Origin of the sequence: Nostoc sp. (assembly GCF_036917675.1) — a bacterium.
Classification (GTDB): Bacteria; Cyanobacteriota; Cyanobacteriia; order Cyanobacteriales; family Nostocaceae; genus Nostoc.
Genome location: NZ_JBALCT010000001.1, coordinates 12,247 through 37,040 on the forward strand (window position 1 = coordinate 12,247; position 24,794 = coordinate 37,040).

Here is a 24,794-nt window from a genome sequence, read left to right on the forward strand (position 1 = left end):
TATTTGAGAATTGCCATAATAAGATTATGAAAAAAGAATACCTAACTTCAGAAATATATTGAATCTATCCAAAGAGATATGTTTTGTCAATGTTTATACAGATTAACTAATAGCTGAAGATTTGCTCATTCTTTGTAAAGTTAAAACAAGAGTCGAGTTATAATCTAATTTAATTACTCTTTTATTCCTCTCATTAGAGAATATTTAAAAGCTTGTTTCTCTGTGCTTGGTTCCAAACAAGAATTTTTGGCTTTGCTGATCAAGCAAGGCTTTGAAAAATATTAAAGTTCAGCATCTTATTTTTTCCCTTCTCAGACACATAAAAGAGCGCTAAACGGCTAAAACCTGGACTTTTTTAAAAGATGGGAATTGAGAGCTAGCAACGTATCCAGCTTTTCCTTTTAATCAGTGTTAGCGGTGGCAAATACAATTAGCCTAGGCATCGCTAACTTAAAATCCGAGAAGTTAGTATAGTACTTTGAATCTAAGCATTCATTTCTGATAAAGCACAAAAAGCCTTCAATGAAGTTAAATTTTGGTGAATATGAAGTTAAATTATTTATTGTGAATATGAACGTAAGTAACAGAGTTCTATACCCAGTTCTTTGGCCTATGCTTGAACAAGTTGCCACAACTGAAATTTGGCGTTATCCAGAATAAATATTATGGGTAGATTCAGTCCTAAACCAGCTACTATTTAACAGTAGCTGATAAATACTTTCCTTCTTACCTAAGTTCCTCTCAACAGTGGTAAGATTTCCAAAACTGCAATGCTTAAATCAGGAATGGCTTGTTTAGCAACTATGAGAGCAATTAATATCCTCGCATCTTTAAGTTGACACACCACAAATAGTATGATATTGGAAAGATATTTTGCTCTAGTAGTAGTCCACAAATATGCATTGGTGTCAACTTAGAGCCAGGACGAATAAAATAGAGCCTCCGGCACGCTGACACGAACGCGGCTACACAAACTTTCGTCCGCTCCTGAGTTCTAAATTATTCTTATAAATTAATCCTCTAAAATCTGGATTTCATCAAGTTGATTAATCACCACATCCGCACCTCGGACGTTATCTGACTTACTCACCCAAGTGATACCAATACAACCTGCGGCTTTAGCATCACGCGCCATTTGCATATCACCAACTGAATCACCCACCATCAATGTAGCGCCTGGTTCGACTCCCAAAGCTTGGCAAGCTTGCAAAAATAAAACTGGATCTGGTTTACTTGGACCATCATCTACTCCCATTTCCAACTGAATATAATCACTTAATTGGTGATTAGTTACAAACTTATGTACTTCTTGAGTTGTCGCAGCTGAGAGGATACCGAGTTTTAATCCACCTTCCCACAGAGATTTCAAAACTTCTAAGCTACCCACAAACAGTGATGAAGGAGTTTGTCCAATGTATTTCTCTGCTTCATCCAAAGCTTGACGGGCTATTTTTAAGGACTCAAACCAACCCTTACCAGTTTCGGCTATATATGCTGCTGCTGCCACTTCTGTTTCGCGGCGGCTTGCTACTGATATTAAACCTGCGGGATCTAGAAGATTGCCATTGACACCAAATGCCATTAATAGGGGTTCCCCAGTTCCAGGGATTTGAGCATCTATTAATCTTGCTGCCTTTTGTGCCAGCGATCGCAAATACGTTTCTGAATCTTCTAGAGTACCGTTTTTGTCAAATAAAATTGCCTGGATATTATCAAAAATGATATTTCTACATTTAATGGTTGCCACAATATTTTACCCAACTTATTTAGTTATACCGATTACCTGTGAGGTTGTATGGAACAAGGGGCAAAATCCCCAAGTTTCACCGAGCCTGATTTTGTGCCGTTTCACAAAGAATTAGTAGAACTCCTAACTGTTCCCAATTCTCCACATAAAAAAAGAGGGGTTTTGCCCTCTTTATACAATAATTTAATACTCTTACTTAAAGACAAGTAAAATTATAAATGTATTATTCTTCAATAGCTGCTGGAATTTCCTTTTCAGTTTCCGTTGCTGCTGGAATTTCTTCTTCAGTTTCCGTTGCTGCTGGAATTTCTTCTTCAGTTTCCGCAACTACTGGAATTTCTTCTTCAAGTTCAGCTGCTGGGGGAATTTCTTCTTCAAGTTCAGCTGCTGGGGGAATTTCTTCTTCAAGTTCAGCTGCTGGGGGAATTTCTTCTTCAAGTTCCGCTGCTGGGGGAATTTCTTCCTCTGCTAAAACTTCCACAGGTGCAGCCGGCGCAGCAGTAGCACCTTGCTGCTTGGCTAACAGTTGTTCACGATACTTAGCAGCCATTTCTTCTGCCTTATCGTAGACCAAATCCCGGTTTTTAATCATGTCGCCGGGTTCGGGTTCTAGCTGCTTGGTAGATAGGGAAATCCGACCCCTTTCTGCATCCAAGTCAATGATCATAACTTTCACTTCATCATTGACATTGAACACGCTGTGAGGCGTATCAATATGTTCGTGGGAAATCTCAGAAATGTGCAGTAGACCACTGACGCCGCCGATGTCGATGAAAGCACCGTAGGGCTTAATCCCACGAACAGTACCAATTACTACTTCGCCGACTTCTAGGCGGTTCATCTTGCGTTCAACCAGCGCCCGACGGTGAGATAGAACTAGGCGATTACGTTCTTCGTCCACCTCTAGGAATTTCAATGGTAAATCCTCGCCTACCAATTCTTCTTTAGGTTTGCGGGTACTGATGTGAGAACCTGGGATAAAGCCACGTAATCCCTCAATCCGTACTAATGCTCCGCCGCGATTGGTTGCAAATACGCCAGAACGTACAGTAGCATCTTCTGCTTGCAGCTGTCGCACACGCTCCCAAGCCCGCATATATTCAATACGGCGAATGGAAAGGGTTAATTGTCCATCTTCATTTTCATCGGTAAGGATGAAAAATTCCCGCGTTTCGTTTGACTGTAAGACTTCTTCCGGGCTATCTACCCGGTTAATAGACATTTCTTGTATAGGTATATATGCTGCGGTTTTAGCACCAATGTCAATCAGAGCGCCGCGCGGCTCTATACTGAATACTGTTCCTGGGACAACATCACCAGGGCTAAAATGATAATCGTATTTGTCAAGTAGAGCAGCGAAATCTTCGTGAGTGAATCCAATTTCTGTAGCGGTTAAATTCTGATTGACCATGCTAATTTGTTCCTGGTTCTAGTCTCCGTAAAGGTTGGGTGACAAGCGCGATGTCTTATGCAAGCGCTTTTATGGCAGCTTACACTTAACACCTTTTTCATCCTAGCGCAGAAAAGCTAGTATTAACACATATCTACTCCAAAGATGGAAAATTATATCACAATATTAAAATGATTAGTCATTTACTTAGTAGTTAGAAATAACAAAGGACAAATACAATAATATCCGTTGCTACCAAGGATAGTAGCAACGGATATTAACATTAAATCTGCTTAAAGGTCTGGTAATAGGATCTACTTATCTTTTGGTTTCTCAAAACGAGGAGGTTCGCGAAATGCGATCGCAAAAAAGATAGTACCTATACACAGTGTAAAAATCAAGATGTACGCAACGCTTTCCATATTACGATTTCCTGCCTATCGAGCCAGTAATTAAAGTTATGAGTACTGAGTGCTGAGTGCTGAGTCAGAGCCTTAACTCGGAACTCAGCACTCATAACTCAGTACTGAAATTAGAGAGCTTCCTTCCGGCGGGTTGACTTGTCACCCACTTTCTGGAACAGACCCCACTCAACTTGCTCTTCTAGGTCGGCATCAACACCAGCAAATACGTCTCGGTAGATTGTCCGAGCGCCATGCCAGAGATGACCAAAGAAGAACAGCAGAGCAAATACGGCATGTCCAAAGGTAAACCAACCTCTAGGACTGGTGCGGAATACACCATCAGAGTTCAAGGTTTCCCGGTCAAATTCAAAGATTTCACCGCCTTGAGCCTTACGAGCATATTTCTTGACATCAGCTGGCTCTGTAAAGGTCTTACCATTCAGATCGCCACCATAGAAGCTAACGGTGACACCAGTTTGCTCAAAGCTATACTTAGATTCTGCCCGACGGAAGGGAATGTCAGCGCGGACAACTCCATCTGCGTCGGTCAAAACCACTGGGAAGGTTTCAAAGAAGTTGGGGAGACGACGCACGGTCAATTCCCGTCCTTCAGAATCTTTGAATACGGCGTGACCTTGCCAAGACTGGGCAATGCCATCACCCTTGACCATTGGCCCTGTACGGAATAGACCGCCTTTAGCAGGACTATTGCCGACGTAATCGTAGAAAGCCAGCTTTTCTGGAATCTGCGACCAAGCTTCCGTTAGGCTTGTGCCTTGAGCAACGCTAGTTTGAACGCGACGATCAATTTCCTGACGGAAGTAGCTTTGATCCCATTGATAGCGGGTAGGTCCAAACAATTCAATGGGTGTGGCGGCGTTACCATACCACATAGTACCAGCAACAACGAAAGCAGCAAAGAAGACTGCTGCAATACTGCTAGAAAGTACTGTTTCAATATTCCCCATCCGTAGGGCTTTGTAGAGCCGTTCGGGGGGTCTGACTGTCAGGTGGAATAAACCTGCAATAATACCAACAACACCAGCAGCAATGTGGTGAGCCGCAATGCCACCAGGGTTATATGGGTTAAAACCATCTGGTCCCCATTCTGGTGCTACTGACTGCGCGGCACCAGTTATACCATAGGCGTCAGAAACCCATATCCCCGGTCCAAATAGTCCGGTGACGTGAAAAGCACCAAATCCAAAACAAAGTAGACCAGATAAGAACAGGTGAATGCCAAACATTTTTGGCAAGTCTAGGGCGGGTTCACCAGTGCGGGGATCTCTAAAGAGTTCCAAATCCCAGTAAACCCAGTGCCAAACTGCGGCTAGGAACAAAAGACCGGAAAGAACAATGTGAGCAGCAGCAACCCCTTCAAATGACCAGAAGCCAGGATCAGTTGATGGGCCACCAGTAACATTCCAGCCACCCCAAGATTGGGTGACGCCCAAACGTGACATGAAGGGTAGGACGAACATCCCTTGACGCCACATGGGATTCAGAACCGGATCACTAGGGTCAAAAACAGCTAGTTCGTAGAGTGCCATCGAACCAGCCCAGCCTGCTACTAAGGCTGTGTGCATCAGGTGTACAGAAATCAATCGACCTGGATCATTCAGAACGACTGTATGTACTCGATACCAGGGTAGTCCCATCGACTACGCTCCTCCTCGATGAATTAGTTTACAAAGCAATTTTCTTACTGAGATTCTGAGAGACGAAAGCCGACACTCAGAAAACTCCCTCTTGTTTTTTGTTATTGCCAGAGCCAGAGTCTTACCACAGCTTAGTCTTAGAAGTCAGACAGCGTGGGAGATGAGGCAATGCTTACTCGCTTCGGGAGGTTTACCTTGTAGGGTAGCCATCGCCAAGCAAAAATGAGAATGTTTTAAAAAGTGTAACTATTGATGGAATTGTTTGCAAGCGTGTAAATTGATGCGATCGCGTAGCATCTGAAAGTTTTTTCGCTACCAATCACTGTCGGGGATTAAATTTGCTTATATTTTCTTTACGAGGTGAGTAGGGAGTGGGGAGTAGGGAGTGGGGAGTAGGGAGTGGGGAGATGAGGGAGACTACTAAACCCGATGCCCAATGCCCAATGCCCAATGCCCAATGCCCAATGCCCAATGCCCAATGCCCAATGCCCAATGCCCAATGCCCAATGCCCAATGCCCAATGCCCCATGCCCAATGCCCTACTAAACCACCAACTGGATATTTTGCAATTGACACTTCGCCTCAGCCGTACCCAGGCGTTCAATTACCTGTTCAGCACTCATCAGACGCTTGAGTACTACTTGACCTATGGTTTTACTGGCAATTACTGGTGTTGTTGGCTTGACTTCCACGGTTAAAATGGCTTCTTCAACTCGATAAAGCCATAGCATTTCGTTTTGTTCGATTAAACAAATATTCATTCGCTGAATATCTGGTTGGCGTCGCCATGCAGTTATTTGCCATAGTCCATCAGATGCCCAGACTCTAGCAACTGTCCATCCCTCAGATAGAAAGAAATACTTCACGGTCTTAGTCTCACTATTAGACTTTCTATTTCCTATTTACCATATCTTACATATCTGATTTGTTAATGTATAACTAATGATATTTTAACTTAAGGCTATTTAAGTTATTACCCACGTTTTAATAGGAAAAATAATTACTTAGATCACTTGGAACGGTACAAAAAATCACAAGTTCATAATATCTAATTTGAGGTGACTAATTTTAGTCTTTTGCGAAGTTGACAATACATTTTTAGGTATACTATTTTAGCAAAGAAGCAACATAGTTTTAGGAATACTTTAGGTAATTATGAACAAACCTATAAACTCACCATTTAGATATCCCGGCGGCAAATTTTATGCTCGCAATTTAATTCTTAATCATATCCCCTCTCACACTTATTATATTGAACCTTTTGCTGGGGGCGGATCTATCTTCTTTGTAAAAGATAAAGTAAATAGTAATTGGCTCAATGATATTGATGAATTATTAATAAATACCTTATTAATAATTCGAGATAAACCCCAAGAGTTAATAAATTTTTTAGAAGGTGAATCTGCTACTAAAGAAAGGCATCCATATTATAAAAATGAATTTATACCACAAAATAAATTAGAACAAGCTGGTAGATGATTTTACCTCAACATAACCTCCTACTCTGGTATCATGAAACATCAGAACTGTTATTGGGGATATGGTGAAAAATACAGTATGCGTCCAGAGAATTGGCCTAGAAATATACGTCGAACTTCTGAGAAACTTCAAAACGTTAAAATTACTAATCTCGACTTTGAAGAAGTGATCGAATCTGTACCTGATGGATCTTTTTTATTTATTGACCCTCCTTATTTCAATGCAGATCAAGATAAATTTTATGCTCATTCATTTTCTAAAGATGAGCATTTCAGGCTATGCCGAATATTAAACAGACATAAGCAAAGAATAAAATTTCTTATAACTTATGATAATAGCGACGCAATTAGATAACTATATGACTGGGCATTGGAAATACACGACAAAGAATGGAATTATACAATTAATAGAACCGATGATCAAAAAAATGGAAAAAGAAAACAAGATAACTTTAAAGGCGAACAATATAAGGGAAAAGAAATTTTTATATTAAACTACTGTTTTCTTGACTCTACGTATCAAAACTGGGAACAATTAATTTCAAGTATCTAATGATTTTATAGAAGTAAGTATTTTTATTTAATAATCTCAAATATATCTATTTGTTAGAGCAAAACTCTGTATCAAAAGTGGGTAAATTAGTAATTAATTGTAATAAGTGCTATAAAACTAGCGAAGATATAGTATAATCACTGACCGAGAATTACATAAAATTTAACTGTATGACCTGGTTTTCCTTGTCCGTGAAACGGTTGGGTCGGATTACACAATTCCTATCTTTGTTCTGTCTATGTTTATTATTAGTTGTTAGTTGCGCTCCTCGTCCTCAGCCTTCTACGCCACCATCCGGTTCTGTAAATAGCCCTACAGGTGATGGTCGTATTACTATAGGTACAACAGCAAAGCCAAGAACACTTGATCCGGCTGATGCTTATGAGTTAGCATCTTTAGGTTTGGTGTTTAATATGAGCGATCGCCTCTACACCTACGAATTAGGAAGCACAAAAATTAAGCCCCAGCTAGCTACAGCATTACCCAAAGTCAGTCAAGATGGCTTAACTTATACCATTCCCTTACGTCAGAGAGTGATTTTTCACGATGGGACTCCCTTCAACGCCCAAGCAATGGCATTTACCATCCAGCGATTTATTGAAAATAAAGGAAAACCCTCATTCTTGCTAGCAGATGTAGATTCGGTAAAAACTACAGGCGAGTATGAGTTAACCATTAAGCTGAAAAAGCCTTTTGCAGCGTTTCCTTCACTACTGGCGTTTCCTGGGGTGTGTGCAGTTTCGCCAAAAGCTTACGAAGTAGGTATTGGTAAATTTAAGCCGAATATTTTTGTGGGAACTGGCCCTTACAAATTAGCGCAGTATGGCACTGATTCACTGCGATTTGATGCGTTTGATAAGTATTGGGGAGAAAAACCAGCAAACAAGGGTGTTAACGTCCAAATTCAAACAAGTCCGGTTAATTTGTTTAATGCTTTCCGTACAGGTGCAGTCGATGTAGCTTATCTATCGCTGCAACCAGATCAAACTCGCAGCTTGGAAGAAGGTGCTAAAAAAGGGGATTGGCAAGCGATCGCAGCTGAAGGTAGTGTAGTAAGTTATCTGGTATTAAATCGGAATCAAAAGCCTTTAGATAAATTAGAGGTAAGACAAGCGATCGCCTCAATAATTGATCGTCCACTTTTAAACGAGCGAGTATTACTTGGTCAAGCAAATCCGCTTTATAGCATGATTCCCACGACGTTTAAAGTTTCTGTGCCATTATTCAAAGATAAATATGGTGATGCTAACTTTGATCAAGCTAAAAAGTTGTTAACTACTGCTGGTTTCTCCAAAGAAAATCCTGCAAAAGTGCAAGTTTGGTATCCTTCTAGTTCGCCTACTCGTAGTTTGGCAGCACAGACACTCAAATCTCTTGTTGATACCAAAATGGATGGAATCCTGCAATTTGAAGTCACCCCCGCCGAAGGACCAACCTTCTTTAAAGACATTTCCAAAGGTTTATATCCAGCAGCTTTACTTGATTGGTATCCAGACTTTTTAGATCCGGATAATTACGTCCAGCCGTTTTTATCTTGTGACAAAGGTTCACTTGCTAAGGGATGTGAAGATGGAGGCAGTCAAACTCAGGGTTCGTTTTACTATAACGAAGCTATAAATAAACTGATTGATCAGCAGCGCAAAGAGCTAAATCCCGAAGCGCGTCAGAAAATTTTTACAGAAATTCAAACCCAAGTAACTACTGATGTACCTTACGTTCCCTTATGGCAAAACAAAGACTATGTATTTGCCCAAAAAGGTGTTAGTAGCGTACAACTTAACCCCACCCAAATTCTGGTTTACCAGTCAATTAAAAAGTAGTTATTTAGCCTTTTCAAGGTGGATAAAAATTTTGGAAAAGAAATTTCCTCTTTAACCTCTTAACTCTGTGTTCTCTGCGCCTCTGTGGTTCAATTAATTACTTTTTAACCGCAGAGACGCAGAGAGCGCAGAGAGAAATAAAGAGATTTTAACAGTCACCTTGAAAGGACTATGATCAATATTTTTACTTTTGACTCTTGGCTCCTAAGTAAATATGCTTCGTATGTAATTTATATCCAGTCAACAGACAAGATACTTTCAAAAATTTAATTTTGAATTTTGAATTGCTTATGTCTCGTTCTAAAGCTTTACAGTATTACATTGTTTCTCGGTTGCTTCTCGCACCACTTCAGCTATTAACGATCATCACTATTGTATTTCTCTTACTAAGAGCAACACCAGGAGATCCAGCAGATGCAATTCTCGGCGGACGTGCGCCAGAAGCTGCTAAAGAAGAATTGCGAAAACAACTAGGTTTAAACCTTCCTCTGTGGTTACAGTACCTCAATTATTTGGGAAGCATACTGCGCTTTGACTTGGGAACATCTTTAATGAGTCGGGGAGAGAATGTTTGGGACATAATTGGGCAATATTTCCCGGCGACGGTGGAATTAGCAGTATGTAGTATGGCGGTTGCACTCATCGTTGGGATTGCGGTTGGGACTCTTTCGGCTTCCCGTCCTGGGACATATTTTGATGTCGGTGGGCGCTTATTTGGGATCATCACCTACGCACTCCCCATGTTTTGGGCGGGAATGCTTTTGCAGTTGATTTTCTCAGTGCAATTGGGTTGGTTTCCCAATTCCAACCGCTTTCCGCCCAATCTTCCGGCTCCCACTACTGTGACTGGATTGTATACAATTGACAGCTTACTCGGTGGAAACTTCACACAGTTTTTCACATCTTTGCACCATCTTGCTCTACCGAGTCTCACACTAGGAATTTTGCTGAGTGGGATTTTTGAGCGAATTGTGCGAGTGAATTTAAAGCAAACCTTGCAAGCAGATTATGTAGAAGCCGCTAGAGCCAGAGGTATTGGTGAAAATAAGATTTTAGTCTCCCATGCCTTGAAAAATGCGCTAATTCCAGTGATTACAGTGTTGGGATTAACCTTTGCGTCTCTGTTGGGTGGCGCGATTTTGACAGAGGTGACATTTTCTTGGCCTGGGTTAGCTAATCGACTGTATCAAGCGATCGCCGATCGCGATTATCCCACAGTTCAGGGAGTGTTGGTATTTTTTGGTGCGATCGTTGTGAGTGCCAGCATTTTAATTGATATTTTAAATGCTTATGTAGATCCGCGAATTCGCTACTAGCAAAAAGTTCTTAATTATTTCTAACTTTCTTATGGGTTGGGCGCTCATGTTGCCATTGGTGTCAAGTTAAGGCATTAGCCCAGATGTCAAGAGAGTGAGCAGCCGTTCATCGGTGACGTTGACGGACGGCTTTAACTAAGCCCATCCAAGGATAATGTTCCACAAGCCAAGGAATAAGTTGTAACTTAGGGTTAAGTAAAAGTGGGCGGTGAAAAAAATATCAGATACGAAACACCATTTCTACGGAAATGCGTTCAATAGGCTGTCGTAGAGCGATGCCTACGGCGGTAAAGTAGGCTACATCAGCACACAAGTCATTCAGAACAGCGTAGAAAATCCAAGTAGCGTATATTTACATTTGTACACCGTTTGTGCCACCAACCCAAAGATCGGACAAGCCCAACAATCGCTTAGTCAATAAAAATGCCTCCTCAATGGGCCAAGGTCGTCAGTATAAATCACAAATTTCTTGTGCTGAAAGTTCTTGTGGGTCAAGAAGATTAGTCAAATGTCTTTGAGACAACGCAAGTTTACTGACTTTCGTTGCTTCCACCCAGATTAATCCTTCTATTTCTAGCGATCGCAATACATCCGTGAGATGTTGTACTTGTCGATACACTAGACTCAACACTATTGCTGCCATGACTGGTAAGGTCAGTACTCGTGAACGCAAGCTCTGTTCTTTGTCTTTTACCCCTTTGAGGTTAGTAAATATACCTAAGCTGATTAGTTCAAACAGGCGTGATTCTATCTCTTTACTGCCTGGAGCCGGTACGCTGACTCGATGGCGAAAATCTGGATTACCTTGTTTTTTCCGTGGTTTACTCATGGCTTTTTCAACACCCTTGTGTTGACTTTTAGCATTGATTTGTCCACTCTTGACAGCCATCCATTTTTCTTAACTTGACACCAATGGCAAGATGCCCACCCTACAAGAGTTATTTTTAATTGAATTATGCAAGTTAAATAGGTAGGCGTAATTAAATATAAGATCAAACCTCACCCTCAATCCCTCTGGGATGCTTTGGAGAGGGAAGCCGGAGGCAGGGTGAGGTTTTATATTTAATTTGACCCACTTACTTAAATGTTTTTTAGCTTATAAAGCTTTTTATTCGGTTTTATTTGGTTTTTTGATATCTGTGGGAGGTTGTAGTTTCTTCTTCTTTGCTGCTTTAGCCTGGGTTTGATTAAATGCTTGGTTGGAATTTTGTTCTTGAGTAGACATAATACTAAACTAAATTTTGAACTTCTCCTACAATTTAATCTACATTACGGGTATTGTCGATTACAGAAACATATCGCCGAAAATTTCAGTTGAAACAAAAAAAGTTTGGTAGATAATGTTACCTCTGTAGAAAGCTTCACTTTTAACAGAATAAATACAAATCTTAATATATGAGTCAGCGATCGCTAGGTAGATTTACAGAATTGGTACTAACGTCCTCATCTACTCTACAGTTCTGTACTCTTGAAATCGGAGTAGTAGCCATTAATATACTGGAATCTCAATGAGAAATTCTGTTCCTTCACCAAGCACAGAATTGCAACTCAACCGCCCATTGTGGGTTTCCTCGACAATTTGACGAGCGATCGCTAATCCTAATCCCGTTCCTTTCCCCACCTCTTTAGTTGTAAACAGGTGGTTAAAGATCCGCGATCTAATCTCCTCTGGCATTCCCTGACCGTTATCTCTAATGCAAATTGTTACTGCGCGTTGGTCACTGGATACTTTGGTGTGAATCAGTATTTGCTGATGATCGCCTTTCACTTGGGCAAAAGAACGCCCCTGAATGGATGTATCTAAGGCATCAATTGCATTAGCGAGGATGTTCATAAATACTTGATTTAGCTGTCCTAAAAAGCACTCGACAGGCGGTAATTTTCCATATTCGGTGATGACTTCGATCGCTGGACGTTTTTCGTCAGCTTTGAGGCGATACTTCAAAATCAACAGGGTACTCTCAATCCCTTCATGGAGGTTACAAGCAACTTTTTCGGTTGTATCGGCTCTGGAAAAGGTGCGGAGACTGTTACTAATGTCTTCAATGCGATCGCTTGCCATCTTCATCGAACTTACTAGCTTTGGTAAGTCTTCAGTTAAGAATTCTAAATCAATTTTTTCGCCATGCTTAATGACTGCGATCGCAGGAGTGGGATAATGTTGTTGGTAGCATTGGATATGAGCGAGTAAGTCTTCAGTATACTCTTCGGCATTGTCGATGCTGCCTTTCAAAAATCCGATGGGATTATTAATTTCATGTGCCACACCTGCAACCAAATTGCCCAAGGTTGCCATTTTTTCATTTTGCACCATTTGTAGTTGGGCTTGCTCAAGTTCTTGCAGCGATCGCTCTAACTGTTGTCCATAATTTTGAGATTCTTGATAAAGACGGGCATTTTCTAGAGAGATGGCGGCTTGGGTGCATAGCAGTTGGATAACTTCAATGCGATCGCGAGTAAATGCACCAATTGTCAGCGCATTTTCTAGATATAGCAGCCCGATGAGTTTACCCTGATTTAACATCGGCGTACACAACACACTCTTAGGTTGTTGCTGCATGAAATATGGATCGGCGATAAAATCAGTTTGTGCTGTTAGATCATCGAACACAACAGTTTTTAAGCTGCGTTTGACAGAGTTTACCAGTGTAATCGCAATGCCTTCGCTGGTTGACAATGGTACAGATACCAGGGTGACTCCTTCATTAATAGTGGCTACAGCTTTAACCACTAAGTTCCCCTGTTGCAGTACAAGCAAGGCAGCTTTTTGTGCCCCAGCATTTTCCATCACCACTTGCAAAAGCGTAGTGAGTAATTGCTCTAATTGAATTTCACTGGAGAGAGCTTGGGAGACTTTAAAGATGGTGGCCAAATCGAGGGCTTCATAAACATTGCTGCTAGAAAGGTTTGTGTGGATGGTTTGATTTGGAAATGATAATCTATCGACGCTTGAACTCAGTTTAAAGCGATTAAGTTGCTGTTGTAAGATGGGAGCCAAGAGTTGAGGATAGCGTTTTTCTAAGTCCTGGATTTTAGCTTTAGCACCCCAACGGGCATAGCAATAATAAGCTTCTTGCATGTAAACTTGAGCGATTTTTTCTTTGCCCCAGTCGAGGTAGAACTTGGCAGCTAGTTCATTGCTCAAGGCTTCTTCTTGGATGTATTCGTTTTCTTTAGCCAGAGAAATGGCGCAATCGTACAATTCCATTGCTTTGTTTTTTTGCAGCAAAATCCGATGCCGTTCTGCTTCGACTAAATAAAATTTGTGTTGATAATTCATTGGGGCATGATGCGCCCATTTTTTTAGCTTTTTCTGATGGGATATTACTTTTTTAAGAATCTGTTTTTGCTCTGTAGCCGTTGCTGTTGGATAGAGAATCAGTTGGGTTAGCGCCTGATAAAAATAAACTATTGGTACAACTGACGTCGATGTTACCCCATCTAAATAGGTTATTGCATTAATTGCTGCCTCAGCTGCTCCGGTATAATTTTCAAACAGGTAGCAAAGTATCAGTTCATTAGCATAGCTAAAGCACAATCCAGTGCGATCGCCTGCTTGCTCTTGTAATGGGCGAATAGTTTGTGCATCATAAACTGCACCTGATAAGTAACTGGGATTAGTAGATCCCAACAAATTCAAGATAGCTTGACGAAATGAATTAATATACGTATGAGGTTTTTCTTGTCTAAAGTGGGTGTAGACTTCAGCATAGTCACCCATCTGTTTTTCTAACTGAGCCAATTCCTGCCCCATAAAGTATTCATGAAAACTCCGGCCATAGCTAGCCCAAGCAGCATATTCAATATCTCCTGTTTCTAACCCCACTTGATAGGCTTCGGCTAATGGTGCAATTGAGTCTTTAATGGCTTGATGCCAGTGATTAATAAATGCTTCAACAATAAAGAAGGTTCTAGCTTTTAATTCCTTGCTATGGAATTTTTCGAGAACTTGTAATGCTAATTGACCAAATTCATAACCAGTCTCAATATTTCCCAAAATGCCACACTCAATCAATCCATACCAGGCATAGCCAAATGCAGATGCTCCCGCATTGCCGTACTGCATCGATAGATTGACTTCGCTCAAGATTATTTGTGGCAGTAAATCTGGACGACCAATATAAGCCGTTGAATTCGTACTAGCCAGAATTCGGATTGCTGCCAGCTGTTTGCCCCCCATCATGTCAGGTAAATCAATCAAACTTAAAGGAGATTTACCTAAAAGTCGTAATTTTGTTTGGGCTAAACTGAGGAATGTTTGCGTTTTATTTGCTTGATGAGATAGTTTTACACCTAAGAGATTTAGCAGTGCGATCGCAGTCCGAATCGAATCATCAAATCGACTCTGAGCTAAATAAGATTGGATTTGAATTTCAATCGATTTCACCTGATCTAGTAAGACGTTAGCATGGTGCTGCACTTGCCTAACAAACTCTTCTACCTGGTCAAATTGACCTATAAAATATGCTGCCGAAGCAGCTTCTTCATACAAGGCTAATGTGAGTGAATATTGTTGTTGCCAGCTATCTGTTGTCAATAGCTGAATCCCGCAACTAATATATTCCATTGTATTACTATAAGCAGTGGATTGTTTGGCTTTTTGCCCAGCTAGCAAATTTAACTGTGCTAATTGATTTCGGTCAGACTGGTCAGTGATTAGATTTACACCAATATTCAACTGATTAACAATCTCAAAAATTCTCTCTCCCTGCTTTTTAATCGGTATTTTGCTTAATAATAGTTGTCCAATTTGCAGATGGATGGATTGCTTTTTTGACTCTGGGATTAACGCATAAGCCGCTTGTTGAACGCGATCGTGTAAAAATTTATAGTTTACAGTTAGCGAACTTTGTACTAAATCCTGTGTTTCCCGCCCGACATAGAATTTGTAAACTTCACTTTGTGGCAGGATTAATCCCTCTTGTAATGCTTTCCAGAGGTATATTGCTGTTTCGGTTTCGGAGTTTTCTGAAACAATTGCCAATGTTGCCAAATCAAATTGATTACCAATACAAGCCGCTAATTTCAAAACATCCTGCGTTAGTTCTGGCAATTTTCGCAATCGTAACACCATAAAAGCAACGACATCATCTGTCAGGGCTAACACCTTCAACTGGGCAATATCACACTGCCAACTTTCGCTATCTAAATCAAATTTAATTAGTTGATCTTGATGCAGTGCTTTGAAAAAATGCGTACTGAAAAATGGATTACCCTTGGTTTTCTGATAAACCAATTGTGTGAGCTTTTCTGTAGTTTCTAGTGAACAACTTAGGGTATCAGCAACTAGTTGATTTAAACTGGGTTCACTCAGGGGAGCTAATGTAATTTTGTTAATGGTAGCATTGGCTTTGGCAATTTCATCTAATGTCAACATCAATGGATGAGCAGCAGAAACTTCATTATCCCGGTAAGCTCCAATTAAAAATAAAGCTCCACTTCCTGACTCGTTCATCAGCAACTGGATCAATTTGAGTGATGTAGAATCGGACCACTGCAAATCATCAAGGAAAATTACTAATGGATGTTCTTTTGTGGTGAATACCTGAATGAACTTTTGAAAGAGTAAATTAAACCGATTCTGTGCTGCACTGGGTGAAAGTTCGGTTGCAGGTGGTTGTTGACCAATAATTTGTTCTAGTTCGGGAATTACCTCAAGAATGACTTGCCCCTGATCGCCCAGCACTTGTAAAATTTTATTTTTACAAGTTGACAATTGGACATCACTTTCACTCAGCAATTGCCCCATTAAATCTCGAAACGCTTGCACAAAAGCAAAGAAGGGAATATTACGATTAAATTGGTCAAATTTGCCTTTGATGAAGTAGCCCCTTTGCCGGACAATGGGTTTATGAACCTCGTTCACTAAAGCAGTTTTACCAATCCCAGAAAAACCAGCCACTAGCATTAGTTCCGTCTGATTATTGGTAACGCGATCAAATGCTTTTAGCAGAGTTTCAACTTCATACTCACGACCATAGAGTTTTTCTGGGATAATAAAGCGATCGCACACATCCCGTTGAGCAATTGGGAAATTCTCAATTTTCCCTGTTTCCTTGAGTTGGTCTAAACAAATTTCTAAATCATATTTTAGCCCGAATGCACTCTGATAGCGGTCTTCGGCATTTTTCGCCATCAATTTGCTAATAATAGATGAGAGTACAGGCGGAATTTGGCGATTAATCTCATCTACTAAAGGCGGAAGTTTGGCAATATGACAATGTACCAATTCCATTGGATCGTGCGATTTAAATGGTAATTGCCCTGTTAGTAATTCGTAAAAAGTTACACCCAAAGAATAAAAATCAGTCCGGTAGTCAATTCCGCGATTCATCCGTCCAGTTTGCTCTGGAGATAAATAGCCGAGTGTCCCTTCTAGTACATTAGGACTCATCAAGATTTGAGTTTCTCGTGGCAGCAGAGATGCAATACTAAAGTCAATTAACTTAACTTCTTTTGTTTCTGGATTAATTAAAATATTGGCGGGTTTAATATCTTTGTGAATGATCCGATTACGAATTAGAATATCTAATGTATTGCACAGAGCGATCGCTATTTGTAAAAACTCAATCAGAGTTTGTGGTGTTCCCCCCATCCCCCCATTCTTTCCTCTCCCTTCCCAGTGGTTGAGAGAAATTCCCCCAAAGTCTTCCATCACTAACGCATAGCCATTCTGATACGGTTCCAGGCTGTAGGTTTGGATGATTCCAGGTAGATTTAGATTTTTGGCGATGGTAAACTGGTTGCGAAACTGTACTAATTCACTGAAGCTGGGATAAGCAGTTTTCATCAGCTTAATCACCACAGATTTTTGGTCAGTCTCTCGATTAGCGCGATAAACTAAGGTTCGAGAACCGTTGTATAGTTCTTTGCTAACATGATACCCGTGAATGCTGACCATACGGCTTAATTTTTGAGACTTTACTATCTAGGGTTCCCAAAAACAGCGCCGGATTTACAGCTATAGATTAAGGCATTGCACCCAGATGTGAACAATGGTTTACAAGTGTTGTCATTATGTGGTTAGTTAGGGGTTATCGGGATTTGAAATCTCGCTTCTCAGTTTTACTCTGGATTGTTAGTGATACCAACTAGCTCCGTCATCTCGGCATTGATTCAGGTTGATGAACTGGTATCTCAATTATAAATTTGGTACCCTCTCCTAGTGTGGAATCACACCACATCTTGCCATGATGTTGTTCTATGACTATTTTGTAGCTGATGGATAAGCCCAAGCCAGTGCCTTTACCGATGGGTTTGGTGGTGAAAAAAGGATCAAAAATGCGCGATCGCACTTTTTCAGGTATCCCCGAACCATTATCAGCGATCGCAATCTGCACCCGATTATCAGCCGTAACTTGAGTTGAAATCCAAATTTTACCGGGTTGTGTTTGTTGAGCAGATTCCTCCAGTGCATCGATCGCATTCGCCAGTAAGTTCATAAATGCCTGATTGAGTTGTCCGGGATAGCACTCAACCAAAGGCAATTGACTGTAATTTTTAACTACTTCAATTGCCAAAGACTCTGGTATTGCCTTGAGGCGATGTTGCAAAATCAGCAGCGTATTGTCAATCCCCTCATGAAGATCAACAGCTTTGAATTCGGATTCATCCAGGCGGGAGAAGTTACGGAGAGATAAAACAATTTCCCGAATCCGCTGAGTGCCAACTTTCATTGATTGCAGTATCTTGGGCAGGTCTTCATTCAGAAAGTCGAGATCCACGTCATCCAAAGTTGCCTGGAGTGTTTGGGGCGGATTCGGGTAGTGCGCCTGATAAACCTGAACCAATTTCAGTAAGTCTTGACTGTAGCTATCAATATAAGTAATGTTGCCATGAATAAAATTGACAGGGTTGTTGATTTCGTGAGCAACTCCAGCGACCAATTGCCCCAGACTCGACATCTTTTCAGTTTGAACGAGTTGCTGTTGAGTGCTGTGAAGCTGAGTTAAAGCTTGCTGAAGTTCTGTTGAACGTTGTTCTTTTTCAGTGAGCAGTGTTTTCACGCGTTTGATCAAATGGTTAAATGCAGTCGCTAAAATACCGATTTCATCCTTGGTCGTGACGGGGGCTTGCAGGTCAAAGTTAGACTCTTCGGTGACTTGCCGTGCCACCGATGTCAAGGATTGCAGTGGTTTGGCAATGCTGCTCGAAATTGTAAATCCGATGATCAATGCGAAAATAACACAGCCTAAACTGGTGATAGCGATCACAATCATTGTCGGTCTGGCTTGGGCGATCGCATCGTCATACAGCGATGACCACTCTAAAACCACGGCACCAGTTACCTGTTTTTGATTGTTTGTCAGGGGAACGACAATTGATTTAATCCCTTGGGGATAATCAACGCTCTTTTCCATAAAAGTTCTGAGGTTATTATCCTGCATCGTTTTCTGGATTTCATTGCCCTTGTCCTCATCAAAAATCGTGCCGACATTTTCAGGAACGGTATCCGCCAAAATTAGCTTCTGCCGATTGACCACCACAATGTCGCGCTTTTGCAGATTATGTAGCAAATTGACCAAGTCTTGCAGTTCGGCGGAACGTTGAACAGAAATGGATTCGTAATCATCAGAGATATGGTGGATCGAAACAGCAAGTACTTGGGCAACGTGTTGAGCTTCGGCGATCGCCAGAGTTTCAGCAATTTTCTGGTTTTGGGCGATCGCAACTGCACCAACAAGACTCGTTAATAAAGAAATACCAACAAAGCTTCCAAGCAGTTTGTGAGAAATTTTCATCGTCATACATCAGCCATAACCATGTCAACCTCAAGTTAGTGTTCCCAGATATTTGAACCACAAACTTTGGAAAACTGGATGATCTTGGTAAAACTGGTAAAATTTCTGGACTGTAGGTTTTTAATTTGGCGTTCGCGTAGCGTGTCCTTTAGGACAAGGTATGGCAGATATGGCGGGTTAAGCCCAAGGTAAGGGATCTTATATCATGTCCGGGTAATTAGTTGTGATTCCCATAGTCATTGCACCCCACCCCCAGCCCCTAAGAGCTCTTCGGGAGGGGAGACAAAGTGTAGCTTTGGCGGGGTGGCGTTCGGTTCTTCGGGTTTAATAAGTAATCAAGCGGACATGATATAAGATGCAGACAAAATAAGTCTCATTGCCCTTTTGCTTTATTGATATAGGAATCCGATTTGATTTTTGAAAAAAGTCAAGGGTTAATATTTGCGAGATAATTTTGCTGGTTTTGTGGGATACCCAATACAGGTTTTCTCAATAAAAATAATCTCAAGCAAAGGTAGAAAAACCTAAATTCGGTGGAATATCCTGAATCCGCCCAGGCCCGATCGCTCGTAATGCTTCTTTGAGTAAAATATCCCCAGTATACAAGGCACGTCCCACAATCACACCAGTCACGCCTTGAGGTTCTAATGCCAACAAACTCAACAAGTCGGTGACAGAACTTACCCCGCCAGAGGCAATTATCGGGATGGAAATAGCTGCTGCAAGTTCTCGCAAAGCTTCCATATTGGGGCCTGTAAGTGTCCCATCACGCTGGATATCTGTGTAAATTATGGCGGCTGCGCCCAATTCTTGCATCTGTACAGCCAGTTGGGTTGCTAAAACTTCTGAGGTTTCTAACCAACCGCGAGTTGCTACAAGCCCGTTACGGGCATCAATACCGATAATAATCTGTTCGGGAAATTCTTCACACAGTTCTTGTACTAGCTGGGGTTGTTCGACGGCGATGGTGCCGAGAATTGCCCACTGTACGCCTAAATTAAATACTTGTTGGACGCTGGTGCGATCGCGCAATCCTCCACCAATTTCAATCGGCACTGACACTGCATGTGCGATCGCTTCAATTGCCCCCAGATTTACTACTTTACCTGCTTTAGCGCCATCTAAATCAACTATATGCAATCTCGTAGCACCTTGGTCTACCCACTGTTTGGCAACATCAGCCGGATTTTCGCTAAAAACTTGCGAGCGATCGTAGTCTCCTTGATACAGTCGTACACAGTGACCTTCTAGTAAATCAATCGCTGGAATTACGTCCATTTACCTTTTCCTCATAACTCAATGAAATTAAAACGTTAGCTATAGCTGAATTTACTATTTTTATATTAGACCTCTTGTAAAAGTCCCTAACACCCCATCCCCAACCCCTCTCGAAGAGCGGGGAGGGGAGACAAAGCGTAGCTTTGGCGGGGTGGGGTTCAAATTTATTGATTTATGCAAGAGGTCTATTTTTCATTTGTTATTTTCAATTGCCTTACAGCTTGCCCAAAACCCAGCACAAGCAAGATGTTAGAAAGCGTCAAAAATACTTCTGCACCACCGTGCAACCAATCCACATCTGCCAAAGACTTGCCATAATGCAATACAGCATAAATCCCCGCCGGGATGGTGACGGCAACAAAGACGAGAGTCCCATAAAATCCATACAGCGCTAAACGCGGCATTTGCGGACTGCGGCTGATAAACCACAAGAAACCCAAATATGGAAACAGTGAAAGTGCAAACAGGGTTTCTTTAGAAATCATTGCTCTAATTTGATAGGTTTTGGTTCAACTGTGTTAGGAGATTTGGTAGAACGCCAAATCAAAAACGCTGCTGCCCAAAGTGTAAAATTACCAACTAAGGTCATGGTAGCTTGAAGTGTTACCAGCCATTCCAGAGATTCGGCGTTGTCGAAATAATGCCAAGTACAAGCACACATGGCGCTGACTAAAGCTGGTAACATGGCCAGGGATAATCCCCACCAATTGCGGTTATTAGTGAGTTCGCCGTAAGTCCAGATTAACCAAATGGCGACAATCCACTCAATAACGCTAGAAATATGAATAATCCAGGTGGGAATCGATAGGACGTGCATAGATTGGGGAGTGGGGAGTGGGGAGTGGGGAGAGACGCGATTAATCGCGTCTGTACAAGAGTAGTTTTTATCTTCTTCTGTTACGAAGTTTGAAAATAGAATTTGTGAATTAGTGTGCTATCTGTATCAATGACAGATATTCTGTATAAAAAAAGTTGTTAATCTAAAATCCAAAATCTAAAATCCAAAATGGTCAAGATACGGGCATTATTGTCTGGATATTACGGTAAAGGTAACGGTGGTGACGAGGCTTTGTTGGCAACGCTTTTGCAAATGTTACCATCTCATGTAACGCCTATAGTACTTTCTGGTAATCCAGAGTCAACGCGCGATCGCTACAATGTAGAAACTTGCGATCGCATGGCTCCCTTACCTGTACTGCAAGCTTTACGTTCTTGTGATGCTTTGATTTGGGGCGGCGGGAGTCTCATTCAAGATGTTACCAGTACTATCAGCCCATTTTATTATGGGGGACTGATGGCATTGGCGCAGAAAATGGGTTTAAAAACCATTGCTTGGGCGCAGGGCATTGGCCCCTTACTGCGTCCGCAAACTCGCTGGATGGCACGGCAAACCTTTGGTAATTGTACCAAAATTAGTGTCCGCGATCGCGCCAGTGGTGCTTTATTATCTGATTGGCAAATTCCTTGTATTATAGCTCCTGACCCAGTTTGGGCGTTGGAATCTAAACCAGTACCAGGACTTTGGGATTTACCTGCGCCGAGAGTTGCGGTAACATTGCGATCGCATCCCCAACTTACAGAAACACGTCTAGCAAACTTAACCCGTGCTATAGTTGACTTTCAAAAAGCTACGCAAGCATTTATTTTACTACTGCCGTTTCAAAAAGGCGAAGATTTAAGTATTGCCGAAGCTATTCAACCACATCTTAAAGATGTCAGCAAGATTTTATCTCTAGAAGATCCGCAACTTTTGAAAGGTGTGTTTCGCGGTGTCGAGATGGCAATTGGGATGCGTCTGCACAGTTTGATTATGGCTGCATCTGTTGGTTGTCGCTGCTTTGCTCTTAGTTATGACCCCAAAATAAATCGTCTCATGGAAGACTTGGAAATGCCTGGATGGGATTTGGCGAGTTTACCAGATGACCCCAATTTAATTAGTCTGACTTGGATGGAGCATTACGCCAATGGTGATCCTCTATCATCAGAGAAAATCCAATCTTTGGTGGATGGAGCTTTAATGCACCGCGAGTTATTGAGTCAAGCTTTTTGTAATAATTAAGACAAAAATCCCAATAAATAACATACAATTTATGTCCCTGGCTTACCTCACCCTCAATCCCTCTCCTTATAAAGGAGAGGGAAGCTAAAGACAGGATGAAGTTTTGCATTTTATTTAATCCACGTTCCTTCCCCACAAGGGAATCGGGGTTTCAAAGCCTCTCCCGCAACCGGGGCTACGGTGTACACACAAGTCTTAAAATTACCCAAAACAAAAACCTCAAAGAGTCCTACTTTAATCCCTCTCCTTAGTAAGGAGAGGGACAGGTTTTGCATAGCATAAACCAGGGTGAGGTTTTCTTGAGCTACGACTTTTCAAACAGCTTCTGATGGCGGTAAGAGACTAACGTTAAAAATTTTGTAAATTGATCATAAAAATACTTAAGTATCGTTTATAACGACTGCTTCCGCGATATTATTTACGATATACAGAAATAATTCTTGAGATCATTATAATGATAAGTTTTGGCTTTTGGAACCTAATTATAGTAATTATAGTTGCTTTAGTTCTCAAAAATAATTGGCGATTAGATGATGAGAAAGCAGCCTGGAAAAATTCTTTATTCTTAAAATCTTCTGTAATCCAACAGTTTATCCAATTTTTTCGTCAACCAATTGTTAACTTTCTCCTCCAAGCAGGTGTTGTATTAGTCGTTACAAGATTTCTCTGTTATACAGGTTGGCTAGTTTATTTCCTAAATCAACCAAATCCACCCTTATGGGATTTTCAGTGGTATTATGTGGCGAGTAAATTGGCTCATCAGCATTTGAGTCCATTTAATGTCGAGATATTTAATCAAAATTTCTGTACCCTAACTAAGATATGTGGCTTGATTCCACCGTTTGTCTATCCACCTAATATTATTCCTCTCATCTGGTTTCTCGGTTATTTTTCGATTAATACTGCATTTACAATCTGGGTTGCAATGCATATATTAGCAATCGGTTTGGCATTATGGGGAGCGAATATCCTGCTGGAGTCGAAGTCACTAGCTCTAAGAACTATTTGTACAATCTCGGTTGCCTTGATTTATGGCTTAGTTCGCGATCTTCATGTTGGTAATGTTGCCATTTTTGTTGCAGTTCTGATCTTATGGATGTTTATCTTCGCTAGAAAACATCAGGATATTGCAGCAGGAATTTGCTTGGGGCTTGCGCTTTGTAAACCAACATTAGCTGCATTATTCGTTCTGTATTTTCTACTGAAAAGACGGTTTTCTCTAGTTTTTATATCTGTTGTCACAGTTACTTCTCTAATATTTTTAGGTCTAGCCTTGACAGGCAATTCTTTGACACAATTCCTGTCGGATGCAGCTCGGGGATTTTCACTCTGGCTAAATGATCCATCAGTTAGCCCCTATATTTCGATTAGTCGCCTCGATTTGATGGTTGTGGGTCCGAGATTCTTTCCCAATAACCCATTCGTTGCCAAGCTTTTCTCAGACTTAATTGTTTTGATACTTGTTGGTTTGGTGGGTTGGTATTGGTATCTACAACAATCTCTCACAGGCTGGTCAAAAAAAATCTACTTAGCAGAAATGGTGCTAGTTTCTTGCTTGAGTATTGCCATCAACTATTCACAGGAAACTAGTTCTGTGATGTTAATACCTGCTGTTGTTTTTTTGCTAAATGATTTGCTGTATCAAATTAGGCATTGTACATTTTCTATGAAAAGAATGTCTGTTTGGTTAGTAGGAGTTTGCTCTCTTGCAATCCAAACAGCAGTTATTCATGGCTGGCTCATCGGCTCTCTAGCAAACCGATGGAACGTGAAAGCAGGGGAATTGCCATACATTATGAAAGTAACTATCTTCGCCCTACCGAGTTATGGCATTTTAGCAATCACCATAAGTATTTCAGTCTTAGCAATTAGTTCCCTGCGTCAAAAACAGGTGATGAAATTTGAACCTTTGAATCGGGTGTCAAATTAGAACATCAGAAATCTAAATCTAGATAGTCTGTGGTCAGCGCTCGAAATCACGCCATAATAAAATCACACAAGGGCGTACATTTTATTGATATGACACAGGTATCGCACCCACGACGCACCCGCATTATACAAACATCAACCTTAGCACCTGAAGAAGTACTCCTCTGTCAGGAACAACGTGATGCTTTTGCTATAAAGTGTCGTGCTGTTTTCGAGCGCTTACGTCCAACTCTGATCGAAACGCATTACAACTGGCATATTGCCATCGATCCTGAAACAGAACAGCACCTCATTGACCCAACATTCTTAGGGATAACGCAAAAAATCCATGATGCTTATGGCAATACTAATGAAGTAAAACTTACGATATTCCGACTCAACGACACAGGAACCTGCGGCAGGTTATGATTGCAGGTTCGTT

15 protein-coding genes and 2 pseudogenes are annotated in these 24,794 nt (G+C 41.2%); 6 read left to right on the forward strand and 11 right to left on the reverse strand.

The features are described from left to right. Nucleotides 1-1,012 precede the first annotated feature (1,012 nt). From V7K31_RS00065 to V7K31_RS00085, 5 genes are all read right to left on the reverse strand, one after another. Entirely contained in the window at nucleotides 1,013-1,747 is a 735-nt protein-coding gene (locus V7K31_RS00065) for an HAD family hydrolase (protein ID WP_335091854.1), read from the reverse strand. A 223-nt stretch (nucleotides 1,748-1,970) separates the two neighbouring features. After that, a complete protein-coding gene (locus tag V7K31_RS00070) occupies nucleotides 1,971-3,158 on the reverse strand; it encodes a 30S ribosomal protein S1 (protein ID WP_335091855.1) in 1,188 nt (395 codons plus the stop codon). A 293-nt stretch (nucleotides 3,159-3,451) separates the two neighbouring features. Next, nucleotides 3,452-3,559, reverse strand: coding sequence for a photosystem II reaction center protein T (locus V7K31_RS00075; protein WP_012409025.1), 108 nt, complete (start codon nucleotides 3,557-3,559; stop codon nucleotides 3,452-3,454). A 110-nt stretch (nucleotides 3,560-3,669) separates the two neighbouring features. Continuing rightward, nucleotides 3,670-5,199, reverse strand: a complete 1,530-nt coding sequence (gene psbB, locus V7K31_RS00080) for a photosystem II chlorophyll-binding protein CP47 (RefSeq protein ID WP_335091856.1) — start codon at nucleotides 5,197-5,199, stop codon at nucleotides 3,670-3,672. A gap of 542 nt (nucleotides 5,200-5,741) precedes the next feature. Beyond that, complete coding sequence (locus V7K31_RS00085; protein ID WP_335091858.1) at nucleotides 5,742-6,065, reverse strand: hypothetical protein; 324 nt, start codon at nucleotides 6,063-6,065, stop codon at nucleotides 5,742-5,744. 289 nt (nucleotides 6,066-6,354) lie between these two features. On the opposite strand from V7K31_RS00085, the pseudogene V7K31_RS00090 reads away from it, so the two are divergent. The 3 genes and pseudogenes from V7K31_RS00090 (at nucleotide 6,355) to V7K31_RS00100 (ending at nucleotide 10,366) form a co-directional block, all read left to right on the forward strand. Continuing rightward, nucleotides 6,355-7,032, forward strand: a pseudogene (locus V7K31_RS00090) (DNA adenine methylase). 368 nt (nucleotides 7,033-7,400) lie between these two features. Then, the gene (locus tag V7K31_RS00095) at nucleotides 7,401-9,050 is read left to right on the forward strand and encodes an ABC transporter substrate-binding protein (RefSeq protein WP_335091859.1); all 1,650 of its coding nucleotides are present in this window, start codon (nucleotides 7,401-7,403) and stop codon (nucleotides 9,048-9,050) included. A gap of 290 nt (nucleotides 9,051-9,340) precedes the next feature. Next, nucleotides 9,341-10,366, forward strand: a complete 1,026-nt coding sequence (locus V7K31_RS00100) for an ABC transporter permease (RefSeq protein ID WP_335091861.1) — start codon at nucleotides 9,341-9,343, stop codon at nucleotides 10,364-10,366. Between the two features lie 106 nt (nucleotides 10,367-10,472). Here the strand turns inward: V7K31_RS00100 and V7K31_RS31715 are convergent. The 6 genes and pseudogenes from V7K31_RS31715 to V7K31_RS00130 form a co-directional block, all read right to left on the reverse strand. After that, nucleotides 10,473-10,877 (reverse strand): annotated as a pseudogene (locus V7K31_RS31715) (IS4 family transposase); the annotation flags it as partial. A 978-nt stretch (nucleotides 10,878-11,855) separates the two neighbouring features. Continuing rightward, entirely contained in the window at nucleotides 11,856-17,267 is a 5,412-nt protein-coding gene (locus tag V7K31_RS00110) for a trifunctional serine/threonine-protein kinase/ATP-binding protein/sensor histidine kinase (RefSeq protein WP_335091862.1), read from the reverse strand. A 199-nt stretch (nucleotides 17,268-17,466) separates the two neighbouring features. Continuing rightward, nucleotides 17,467-19,107 carry a sensor histidine kinase gene (locus tag V7K31_RS00115; protein ID WP_335091863.1) on the reverse strand — a complete coding sequence of 547 codons (1,641 nt, stop codon included), beginning with the start codon at nucleotides 19,105-19,107 and terminating at the stop codon, nucleotides 17,467-17,469. A gap of 504 nt (nucleotides 19,108-19,611) precedes the next feature. Further along, the gene (gene hisA / locus V7K31_RS00120; protein WP_335091864.1) at nucleotides 19,612-20,385 is read right to left on the reverse strand and encodes a 1-(5-phosphoribosyl)-5-[(5-phosphoribosylamino)methylideneamino]imidazole-4-carboxamide isomerase; all 774 of its coding nucleotides are present in this window, start codon (nucleotides 20,383-20,385) and stop codon (nucleotides 19,612-19,614) included. 185 nt (nucleotides 20,386-20,570) lie between these two features. Continuing rightward, on the reverse strand, nucleotides 20,571-20,870 hold the full coding sequence (locus tag V7K31_RS00125) for a DUF3593 domain-containing protein (protein WP_335091866.1): 300 nt from the start codon (nucleotides 20,868-20,870) through the stop codon (nucleotides 20,571-20,573). Then, on the reverse strand, nucleotides 20,867-21,202 hold the full coding sequence (locus V7K31_RS00130) for a DUF2499 domain-containing protein (protein ID WP_335091868.1): 336 nt from the start codon (nucleotides 21,200-21,202) through the stop codon (nucleotides 20,867-20,869). The genes V7K31_RS00125 and V7K31_RS00130 overlap by 4 nt, the downstream gene beginning before the upstream one ends. A gap of 189 nt (nucleotides 21,203-21,391) precedes the next feature. Between V7K31_RS00130 and csaB the strand changes: the two genes are divergently transcribed. The 3 genes from csaB (at nucleotide 21,392) to V7K31_RS00145 (ending at nucleotide 24,781) form a co-directional block, all read left to right on the forward strand. Then, entirely contained in the window at nucleotides 21,392-22,444 is a 1,053-nt protein-coding gene (gene csaB, locus V7K31_RS00135; RefSeq protein ID WP_335091869.1) for a polysaccharide pyruvyl transferase CsaB, read from the forward strand. A 454-nt stretch (nucleotides 22,445-22,898) separates the two neighbouring features. Further along, complete coding sequence (locus V7K31_RS00140) at nucleotides 22,899-24,374, forward strand: glycosyltransferase family 87 protein (RefSeq protein ID WP_335091870.1); 1,476 nt, start codon at nucleotides 22,899-22,901, stop codon at nucleotides 24,372-24,374. An 89-nt stretch (nucleotides 24,375-24,463) separates the two neighbouring features. Beyond that, nucleotides 24,464-24,781, forward strand: a complete 318-nt coding sequence (locus V7K31_RS00145; RefSeq protein WP_335091871.1) for a hypothetical protein — start codon at nucleotides 24,464-24,466, stop codon at nucleotides 24,779-24,781. The last annotated feature ends 13 nt before the right edge of the window (nucleotides 24,782-24,794 follow it).

Bases quoted from the DNA above. Each gene is read 5' to 3' on its own strand.
- V7K31_RS00070 (WP_335091855.1), bottom strand. From the start codon at position 3,158: ATGGTCAATCAGAATTTAACCGCTACAGAAATTGGATTCACTCACGAA.
- V7K31_RS00075 (WP_012409025.1), bottom strand. From the start codon at position 3,559: ATGGAAAGCGTTGCGTACATCTTGATTTTTACACTGTGTATAGGTACT.
- psbB (WP_335091856.1), bottom strand. From the start codon at position 5,199: ATGGGACTACCCTGGTATCGAGTACATACAGTCGTTCTGAATGATCCA.
- V7K31_RS00095 (WP_335091859.1), top strand. From the start codon at position 7,401: ATGACCTGGTTTTCCTTGTCCGTGAAACGGTTGGGTCGGATTACACAA.
- V7K31_RS00100 (WP_335091861.1), top strand. From the start codon at position 9,341: ATGTCTCGTTCTAAAGCTTTACAGTATTACATTGTTTCTCGGTTGCTT.
- V7K31_RS00110 (WP_335091862.1), bottom strand. From the start codon at position 17,267: ATGGTCAGCATTCACGGGTATCATGTTAGCAAAGAACTATACAACGGT.
- V7K31_RS00115 (WP_335091863.1), bottom strand. From the start codon at position 19,107: ATGAAAATTTCTCACAAACTGCTTGGAAGCTTTGTTGGTATTTCTTTA.
- hisA (WP_335091864.1), bottom strand. From the start codon at position 20,385: ATGGACGTAATTCCAGCGATTGATTTACTAGAAGGTCACTGTGTACGA.
- V7K31_RS00125 (WP_335091866.1), bottom strand. From the start codon at position 20,870: ATGATTTCTAAAGAAACCCTGTTTGCACTTTCACTGTTTCCATATTTG.
- V7K31_RS00130 (WP_335091868.1), bottom strand. From the start codon at position 21,202: ATGCACGTCCTATCGATTCCCACCTGGATTATTCATATTTCTAGCGTT.
- csaB (WP_335091869.1), top strand. From the start codon at position 21,392: ATGGTCAAGATACGGGCATTATTGTCTGGATATTACGGTAAAGGTAAC.
- V7K31_RS00140 (WP_335091870.1), top strand. From the start codon at position 22,899: ATGATAAGTTTTGGCTTTTGGAACCTAATTATAGTAATTATAGTTGCT.
- V7K31_RS00145 (WP_335091871.1), top strand. From the start codon at position 24,464: ATGACACAGGTATCGCACCCACGACGCACCCGCATTATACAAACATCA.